Raw genomic sequence first — 8,710 nt, forward strand, 5'->3', positions numbered from 1 at the left:
CTAGCGTTTCGCTTGCCGCCCGCCCCCTCCACCATGCTGCGCATGGTCCCCCTCCCCGTCCCGGGGAGGATTGAGAGAAACGGTTCACGCGCCGCCTCCCAGCGTCTGCGTCATTCCACCCATCGTCTGCGTCATCGTGCCCGCGCCCATCGACCGCGCCTGATCCGCCATCAGCACGAAACTGTCCTTGGTCCCGCCCCCCTGACTGGAATTGACGACCAGCGACCCCTCCTTCAACGCGACGCGCGTCAGCCCCCCGGGGACGACCTGCACCCCCTTCGATCCCGACAGGACGAACGGCCGGAAATCGACGTGACGCGGGCTGAGGCCACTATCCACCAGCGTTGGAACGGTGGACAGCGCCAGCGTCGGCTGCGCGATGTAGCGATGCGGCTCGGCGATCAGCGCGGCCCGGAAATCCTCGATCTCCTGTCGCGACGCGGTCGGGCCGACGAGCATGCCATAGCCGCCCGATCCGTCGACCAGCTTCACGACAACCTCGTCCAGATGATCGAGGACGTATTGCAACGACTGCGGTTCGCGGCAGCGCCATGTCTCGACATTGGGCAGCTTCGGCGCGCCGCCGGAATAGAATTTCACGATCTCGGGCATGTAGCTGTAGATCGCCTTGTCGTCGGCGATGCCGTTGCCCGGCGCGTTCATGATCGCGACGTTCCCCGCCGCATAGGCCGCGATCAGCCCCGGCACGCCGAGCGTACTGTCGGGCCGGAACACGAGCGGATCGAGATAGTCGTCGTCGATCCGGCGGTAGATCACGTCCACCTTCACCCGCCCGGCGATCGTCCGCATCCAGACGATATCGTCATCGACGACCAGATCCGCCGCCTCGACCAGTTCGACGCCCATCGTGTCGGCGAGGAAGCTGTGTTCGTAATAGGCCGAATTATAATGCCCCGGCGTCAGGACGACGCAGACCGGGTTCTGCCCCGCCCCGTGCGGCGCGACCGACTGCATCGTCTCCAGCAGCCGGTCGGGATAGCTGTCGACCGCCGCGACGCGGAATTCGCGGAACAGTTCGGGGCATAGCCTCAGCATCGCCTCGCGATTTTCGAGCATATAGCTGACCCCCGACGGCGTCCGCGCATTGTCTTCCAGCACGAAGAAATCGTCGGGACCGGTGCGTACCAGATCGATCCCGCAGATATGCGCCCAGACGCCGTGCGGCGGCCGGATGCCGGCGATTTCGGGCCGGAACTGCGGATTGCCGAAGATCAGGTCGGCGGGCAGCACGCCCTCCGCCAGGATGCGCCGCGCGCCATAGATGTCGTCGAGGAACGCGTTGATCGCATCGACGCGCTGGACCAGCCCTTCGGACAGCCGCGCCCATTCGTCATGCAGGAACACGCGCGGCACGATGTCGAAAGGAATGATCCGCTCGCCGGCATCGTTGTCGCCGTAGACCGCGAAGGTGATGCCCAATTGGCGGAATGTCGTCTCCGCCGCCTGTTGACGCCGACGAAGTTCGGCGTCGGGGGTAGTTTCGAGCCAGCGACCGAGCGCGGCAAGGTCGGGGCGCGGAGCGGTCGCGTCGCCATGCCCCATGATCTCGTCGAACGCCGGTCGTTGCCCCATCGTTACGATTAAATCCCTGTGCCGCCGCCGGTTCCATGCTGCCCCGCTTCGCTGCACCGCACAAGGGGAACAGGGTCATTTCGCGAAACTCTGCGCCAGCTCCTTCTCGAACGCGGTCTTCTCCACAGCGACGAGCCGGCCGAGCTGCGCCGGATCGACCCAGGCATTCCGGTCGCGGGCCAAGGCCCGGGCCCGGCGCTTCGCCATTTGCGAAACCTCGGGATGCGCGGTCAGCACCACGTCCGCCTCCATCTTCGCCAGCCGTGCGAAGCTGCGGCGGAAATCGGTGACGATGCCGGGATAGCCCGCATTGCCGATGAGCGATTGCCACCGACGGTCAGGCTGCAGGCGAACAGGACATGCAATATCCGCACACCGTCGCGCACCGGTATCGCCCAGCTCGTGCAACCCGGCGTATGCCCGGCCGTCTTGAGCGCGGTCATCGTCACGCCGCCTGGCGTCGCCGCGTCGCCGTCGCGCAGGATCCGGTCGACGCGAACCTCGGGGGTACGGATCAGATAGGCCGCGAGCCCCTTCGGCCGACATCGTAGATCGGGCCGACGATCCTGAACGGTGCGGCGGGTTCGTGCCACGCGACCGGGTCGGGGACGCTCGTTGCCGCGCCCGCTACCGCGAGGAGCGCGGTCGCCATCGCTTTCATCACAATGCCTCCAGCATCCCGGTTGTCAACACCTGCGGCAGCACTTGCGGTTCCGCGGCGCCCGGCGCGTAATAGAGGTACAGCGGCACGCCCGCCCGGTTATGTGCCTGGATGAAGCGACCGAGCGCGGGATCACCGTCGGTCCAGTCGCCGACCAGCACCGCGACGTTGTGCTTCGCGAACGCCGCGCGGGTGGCCGCGGTCTCGATCGCGGTCTTCTCGTTCACCTTGCACGTCAGGCACCAGTCCGCGGTGAAATAGGCGAAGACCGGGCGCTTGCCCGCCCGCAGCGAGGCGAGCTTGGTTTCGGTGAACGGCTCCGCCCCGGCGGCCGCGGGAGCGGTACCATGCACGGCCGATCGCGCGATCATCCCGCTGCTCAACGCCGCGACCATCACGATCGCAATGCCATAGCCCCAGCCGAAACTCTCTCCCCGATGCTGGCGCACCCCGCCGATCCACAACAGAATCGCGACCCCAAGCGTGGCAAGCAGCGCACCGCTCATCCCGTCGACCCCCGCCTGCCGCCCCAGCACCCAGGCGAGCGCGATCGCGGTCAGCCACATCGGCACCGACAGGATGCGGCGGAACGTCTCCATCCACATGCCGGGCCTGGGCAAGCGCCGCCGCAGCGCTGGCACGAACCCGATCGCCAGGAACGGCAGCGCGAGCCCCAGCCCCAACCCGCCGAAGATCGCGAGCGCGGCAAACCACGGCAGCACCAGCGCCGCCCCCAGCGCCGCGCCCATGAACGGCCCGGTGCACGGCGTCGCGACGAACGCCGCGAGCGCCCCGGTCGCGAACGATCCGCTGACCCCGCTCGCCCCCGCGAAGCGCGGCATCGGCACCTCGAACAGCCCCGACAGGTTGAGCGCGATCGCGACCGACAGCAGCAGCAGCACGACGATCGCGCGCGGGTCCTGCAACTGGAACGCCCAGCCGACCGCACTGCCCCCCGCCCTGAGCGCCAGGATCGCGCCGCCCAGCGCCAGCAGCACCAGGATCACCCCCGCGGCATAGGCCAGCGCGTCGTGCCGCGCGGTCCGGGCGTCGGTGTTCCCCTTCGCAAGGCCGAGCGCCTTCAGGCTCAGAATCGGAAACACGCAGGGCATGATGTTCAGGATCAGTCCGCCGAGCACCGCGCCGAGGAACGCGATCAGCGTCGTCGCCAGCACCCCGCGCCCGTTCGTGTCCGTCGATCCCGGCGATCCGCCCGGTGCCGCGGACAGCATCAGCCCCTGCGCCACTCCGATCCGCAATACGCCCTCGATTGCGCCCGCCGGCTTCGAACCCGCCGCGGTCTTGGTCGCGATCGTCAGCATGTCACCGTCGCGCGTTACCGTCTGCGGCGCGGCATAATCCACTGCGCCGGTCGTGGTCGGAAAGAAATACGCGTCGGTCGCCACCGCGCCGGCCGGATATGGGACCGCGATCCGCAGGATCCCGTCCTTCACCGAATACGCCGCCGCGCTGCCGAGCGGCTTGGGGATCGCTCTGCGCCAGGCGTCGAAGCTAGCCCGAGTCGCCGGGGCGATCGTGCCGTCGCCGACGGTCAGGTCCATCGACAGCGTCTGCGCCTCGGGCACGCAGATGCTGTCGGTGCAGACCAGATAATCCGCCTTCAGCCGGACCGGCAGTTTCGTACCCGTCGGGAGCCCGGCGGGGACGCTCAGCGTCACCAGCGGCGCATAGGGAGCCTTGTAGACATAATTCATCAGCCCGGCGACGAGCATCGTCGTCGGCACCGGATAGCGCAGGCCAGCGACCGTCGCGCCCGCGGGCAATGTCCAGTCGAGCCTGGCCGGAAAGCCCGCATCGCCGGGATTCAGCCAATAGCCGTGCCACCCAGCCTCGGGCTGCGTATCGATTGCGATCGTCACGATGCCGCCGGCGCGGGGCACGACGCTTTCCGCGACCAACGTCATCGGCAGATGTCGACTCGGCGCGCCAAAGGTGTCGGCCCGGACAACGGTCGTCCAGGCCAGCAGCAGCGCAAGCAGTGTCATCAATCGGCAACCGAGTTTCGTCATCAGTTCATCGTTCCAATTGCGCCGACCGCCTGCCACACCGTAGCAGGGCAAAACATCATCTACACGATCGGAGAACGGACGCGATGCGTGCCACCAATTTTCTCGCCACCGCCCTTTCGGCTGTCCTTTTTGCGTCCCCCGGCTTCGCGCAAAGCACCGGCACGCCCGCGCCCGAGAAACCGAAGCTGATCGTCGCGATCTCGGTCGATCAATTCTCGTCCGAACTCTATCGCCGCTATCTCGCCGGCTACACCGGCGGCTTGCGCACGCTGAGCGACGGCGTCGCCTACCCGGTCGGCTATCAAAGCCATGCCGCGACCGAGACCTGTCCGGGGCATTCGACGATTCTGTCCGGCCGTCATCCCGCCGCCACCGGCATCGTCGCGAACAGCTGGTTCGACCTGAAGACCGGTTCCGCGATCTACTGCGTCGCGACGCCGGGATCGTCCGATCCGAACGCGCGCGGGCCGCAGAACCTGCATGTCACGACCTTGGGCGACTGGGTGAAGGCCGCCGAGCCCGGCGCGCGCAGCTATGCGCTGTCGGGCAAGGACCGCGCCGCGATCACGATGGGCGGACAGAATCCCGACGGTGCCTATTGGTGGGTCGATGGCGTCGGGTTCACGACCTCGACCTTCGCAGGCCCCGCCGGCCCCGCCGGCCCCGCCGCGAGCGCATCGCTCAAACGGTACGACACTGCATTGTTCGCGCGCTGGAAGGCCGCCCCGCCCGTTATCTGGCCCGCCGCATCCCCGACCTGCGCCGCGCTGGAAAAGCCGGAGACGTTCGGCAAGATCACGCTGTCGGGGGCGATCCCGCCCGATCTCGCCGCGCATGTCGAGGAGAATCCGGCGTTTCTGGAAACCACCGATTTCCAGGACAATCTGCGCGCTTCGCCGCTGTTCGATCAAGCGCTGGAGGCATTCGCGGAGACCATCGTGACGACGCGCCATCTCGGCCACGGCCCGGCGACCGACGTGCTCGCGGTCAGCTTCTCCGCGAACGACTATGTCGGCCATCGCTACGGCAATGGCGGCCCGGAGATGTGCGTGCAGCAGACCGCGCTCGACGCGACATTGGGCAAGTTCCTGACCTTTCTGCGCGGCCAGAACACACCCTTCGTCGTCGTGATGACCGCGGACCATGGCGGCACCGACGCCGCCGAGCGCGAGCATCGCCACGACGCGGACGCGACCCGCCTCGACAGCGCGGCGTTCATCGCGCGGCTGAACAAGGCGGTCGCCGGCACGCTTGGCCTGTCCTATGAGCCTGTCGTCGGCGACGATCCGCAACAGCTCTACATCAACGTCGGCCCGGACGCCGATCTGCATGCCAAGGTGCAGGACGCGACGGTCGCGTGGTTGAAGAAACAGCCCGAGGTCCGGGACATCTTCACCCGCGCCGCAATCGAAGCCGCGGTCGTGCCGCCCCATACCACGCCCGACAAGCTGTCGATCGATCAGCGGTTCCACGAAAGCTACGACCCGGCGCGGTCGGGCGACATCGCGGTCGCCTATGCCCCGCGGACCAGCTTCGGCCTGCCGCGCGGACCCGGCGACGTGGTCGCGGGGCATGGCAGCCCCTGGGATTACGACCGGCAGGTACCGATCCTGTTCTGGTGGCCGGGAGCGGCGAAGGACACGCGCACCGCACCGATCGAAACGGTCGACATCGCGCCGACGCTGGCCGGCCTGGCGAAGGTGCGGACGCCGGTCGTGGACGGGGTTTGTCTGCAGCTAGGTAGCGGTTCGTCGGATAATTGCGGGAAATAGGTTCCGTCATGCCGGACCTGGTCCGGCATCCATCGTGCCGCGCGATCAAACGCCGATTGGCGTGTGGCGCGATGGACCCCGGCGCGGGGCCGGGGTGACGAATGCTACCGCGTCTCGAACCCCCGCAGCCCGGTGCCCAGCCGGTTCGTCCCCACTGCCAGCCGGTCATGGCTCAGATCCGCCACGAACGCCGGGCTGGTCGTATCCCCCGGCGACAGCCGCGCGTCGTTGTCCTCGACGCGCAAGCCGGTCGAGGGATAGGTCCGTGCCTCCGCGGCGACGACGATCAGCCCGGAATGATTCTCCTTGTGGCTGCCCTGCACGAAGACATTGCGTGCGATCAGCCCGGTCGCACCGTCGGGCAGGTCGATCATGTAGTTCGTCTTGCGGCCGCCGGTATCGTCGAAGCTGTTGTCGGTGATGACGACGTCCGGCACGCGCAGCTTCACATAATGCCCGCCGCGACCGCGCTCGAACCGTGAATTCGTGATCGTGACATGGCCCTTGTTGGCCAGATAGATCGAATGCGCGCAATCGGGCGTCTGGTCGCACTGGCCGAGCCCGGAAAAGGTCGACCGGTCGATCGTGATCCGCTGGCCGGTGGGCTGGCCACCCAATATCCCTTCCTGACTGTCGAGGAACATCGAGTTGACGACGGTCAGGTCGCCGATCTCGGTCCTGACGCCAGCGCCATTGCCGTCGCCGACATGCACGCCGCGGAACACCAGCCCGTCCACCACCGATGCGCTGCCCCGCAGCACCAGCGTCGCCTTGCCTTCGCACGCACCGCCCTGGAAGATCGCGGTGCCCGGCGTCGTGGCGCGGAAGGTGATCCGCCCGCCCTGCTGGATCGCGCAGTCGCGATAGGTACCGGGCGCGATGAGAATCGTCGCGGTACCCAGCCGCACCGAATCGACCGCCGCCTGCAACGTCGCGAACCCCTGCCCGCCGATGGTGAAGGGCGCGGTCGTCTGCGCGGCGGCGGGGGCGGTCAGTAGCGCGAGCGCGAGGAACGATCGTTTCATGGGGAAATCCTTTCCCCACCGGCCTGTACGCAACCGCCTTCCCATGCCAGTCGCATTCGGGGTTAACGCGGGCCGTCCGCTGCTCGGAATCTTTCCGCGCGGTCAGACCGTCCCGGAACGGTGCGGAAGACGTCAGTCGAGGTTCGGCCGAAGCCACCGCGTCGCCTGCGCCAGATCGACGCCGCGGCGGACGGCGTACTCCTCGACCTGATCCTGCCCGATCCGCGCGACGCCGAAATATTCCGCCTGCGCATGCCCGAAATAGAAGCCCGACACCGCCGCGGTCGGCAGCATCGCGAAGCTCTCGGTCAGCGTCAGCCCGACCGCATCCTCGGCCTGCAGCAGGTCGAACAAAGTTCGCTTGAGGCTATGCTCGGGGCACGCCGGATAGCCGGGCGCGGGGCGGATGCCGCGATATTGCTCGCGGATCATCGCCTCGTTGGTCAGCTGTTCGTCGGGGGCATAGCCCCATAGTTCGCGGCGGACATGCCCGTGCAACGCCTCGGCGAACGCCTCCGCGAGGCGGTCGGCGAGCGCCTTCAGCAGGATGTCGTTATAGTCGTCGTGCCCAGCCTTGAACCGCGCGATATGCGGATCGATGCCGTGAATCCCGACCGCGAAACCGCCGATCCAGTCGCCCGCGGGATCGATGAAATCGGCGAGGCACATGTTCGCACGCCCCTCGCGCTTGGCGATCTGCTGGCGGAGGAAGGGGAGGCGAGTCTCCAATTCCTCCCCGGCACGGGGAGGGGGACCATCCGAAGGATGGTGGAGGGGGCCATCCGCGAGCGATTCGTCAGGATGCGAGCCCCCTCCACCGCTTCGCGGTCCCCCTCCCCGTCCCGGGGAGGATTGAAGAAGAACATCGTCCCCTTCCCGCCGACACGGCCACAACCCCGCAACACCCCGCGCGGTCAGCCATTTCTCCGCGACGATCGTATCAAGCATCGCCTGCGCATCCGCGTAGAGTCCCCGCGCGCTCTCCCCGACGATCTCGTCATCCAGGATCGCCGGAAAATTCCCCGCCAGTTCCCACGCGCGAAAGAACGGCGTCCAGTCGATATACCCGCGCAAATCCTCCAGCGACCAGTCGTCGAACACATGCCGCCCGGGCGCGACCGGCGTCGGCGCCTTCAGCATCATGTCCGCCGGAAACCCCCGCGCCCGCGCATCGGCGATCGGCAGCAGCGCGTTCTGCCCCTTGCCCTCGCGCGCCACGCGCACCGCCTCGTAATCCGCCGCGACGCCCGCGACATAATCGTCGCGCCCCGTCGTGCTGACCAAGGTCGTCGCGACCCCGACCGCGCGGCTCGCGTCGAGGACATGCACCACCGGGCCCTTATAGGCCGGCGCAATGCGCAGCGCGGTGTGGACCTTCGAGGTCGTCGCGCCACCGATCAGCAGCGGCATCGTCATCCCCGCGCGCTGCATCTCCTCGCCGACCGTCACCATCTCGTCGAGCGAGGGCGTGATCAGCCCCGACAGCCCGATCATGTCGGCATCGTTCTCGTTCGCCGCGGCGATGATCGTCGACCAGGGCACCATCACCCCCAGATCGACCACGTCGAAGCCGTTGCACTGGAGCACGACGCCGACGATGTTCTTGCCGATGTCGTGCACGTCGCCCTT

General features: G+C 67.7%; 7 protein-coding genes. 1 reads left to right on the forward strand and 6 read right to left on the reverse strand.

Annotated elements, in window-relative coordinates; genetic code table 11:
- Positions 1 to 84 precede the first annotated feature (84 nt).
- The 4 genes from ACFE7D_RS13080 to ACFE7D_RS13095 all read right to left on the reverse strand — a co-directional run bounded on the left by ACFE7D_RS13080 (position 85) and on the right by ACFE7D_RS13095 (position 4,260).
- Positions 85 to 1,593, reverse strand: coding sequence for a circularly permuted type 2 ATP-grasp protein (locus ACFE7D_RS13080; RefSeq protein WP_375395856.1), 1,509 nt, complete (start codon positions 1,591 to 1,593; stop codon positions 85 to 87).
- A gap of 75 nt (positions 1,594 to 1,668) precedes the next feature.
- Positions 1,669 to 2,001: a hypothetical protein gene (locus ACFE7D_RS13085; RefSeq protein WP_375395857.1), complete on the reverse strand. Its 333-nt coding sequence runs from the start codon at positions 1,999 to 2,001 to the stop codon at positions 1,669 to 1,671.
- Between the two features lie 106 nt (positions 2,002 to 2,107).
- Positions 2,108 to 2,254: a hypothetical protein gene (locus ACFE7D_RS13090; protein WP_375395858.1), complete on the reverse strand. Its 147-nt coding sequence runs from the start codon at positions 2,252 to 2,254 to the stop codon at positions 2,108 to 2,110.
- Positions 2,254 to 4,260, reverse strand: a complete 2,007-nt coding sequence (locus ACFE7D_RS13095) for a protein-disulfide reductase DsbD family protein (RefSeq protein WP_375395859.1) — start codon at positions 4,258 to 4,260, stop codon at positions 2,254 to 2,256. Before ACFE7D_RS13095 ends, ACFE7D_RS13090 begins: the two co-directional genes overlap by 1 nt.
- 107 nt (positions 4,261 to 4,367) lie before the next feature.
- Here ACFE7D_RS13095 and ACFE7D_RS13100 point away from each other — a divergent pair, with 107 nt between their 5' ends.
- On the forward strand, positions 4,368 to 6,056 hold the full coding sequence (locus ACFE7D_RS13100) for an alkaline phosphatase family protein (RefSeq protein ID WP_375395860.1): 1,689 nt from the start codon (positions 4,368 to 4,370) through the stop codon (positions 6,054 to 6,056).
- Positions 6,057 to 6,160: 104 nt separating this feature from the next.
- On the opposite strand, the gene ACFE7D_RS13105 is transcribed toward ACFE7D_RS13100, so the two are convergent.
- The gene (locus tag ACFE7D_RS13105) at positions 6,161 to 7,081 is read right to left on the reverse strand and encodes a right-handed parallel beta-helix repeat-containing protein (protein ID WP_375395861.1); all 921 of its coding nucleotides are present in this window, start codon (positions 7,079 to 7,081) and stop codon (positions 6,161 to 6,163) included.
- A 132-nt stretch (positions 7,082 to 7,213) separates the two neighbouring features.
- Positions 7,214 to 8,710, reverse strand: a 1,497-nt coding sequence (locus ACFE7D_RS13110) for a vitamin B12 dependent-methionine synthase activation domain-containing protein (protein ID WP_375395862.1), incomplete at its 5' end; no start/stop codon positions are given.

The organism is uncultured Sphingomonas sp., from assembly GCF_964244235.1.
Taxonomy (GTDB): Bacteria; Pseudomonadota; Alphaproteobacteria; order Sphingomonadales; family Sphingomonadaceae; genus Sphingomonas.

Coding starts and splice junctions, on each gene's coding strand:
- ACFE7D_RS13080 (WP_375395856.1), bottom strand. CDS start 1,593: ATGGGGCAACGACCGGCGTTCGACGAGATCATGGGGCATGGCGACGCG.
- ACFE7D_RS13090 (WP_375395858.1), bottom strand. CDS start 2,254: ATGAAAGCGATGGCGACCGCGCTCCTCGCGGTAGCGGGCGCGGCAACG.
- ACFE7D_RS13100 (WP_375395860.1), top strand. CDS start 4,368: ATGCGTGCCACCAATTTTCTCGCCACCGCCCTTTCGGCTGTCCTTTTT.
- ACFE7D_RS13095 (WP_375395859.1), bottom strand. CDS start 4,260: ATGACACTGCTTGCGCTGCTGCTGGCCTGGACGACCGTTGTCCGGGCC.
- ACFE7D_RS13105 (WP_375395861.1), bottom strand. CDS start 7,081: ATGAAACGATCGTTCCTCGCGCTCGCGCTACTGACCGCCCCCGCCGCC.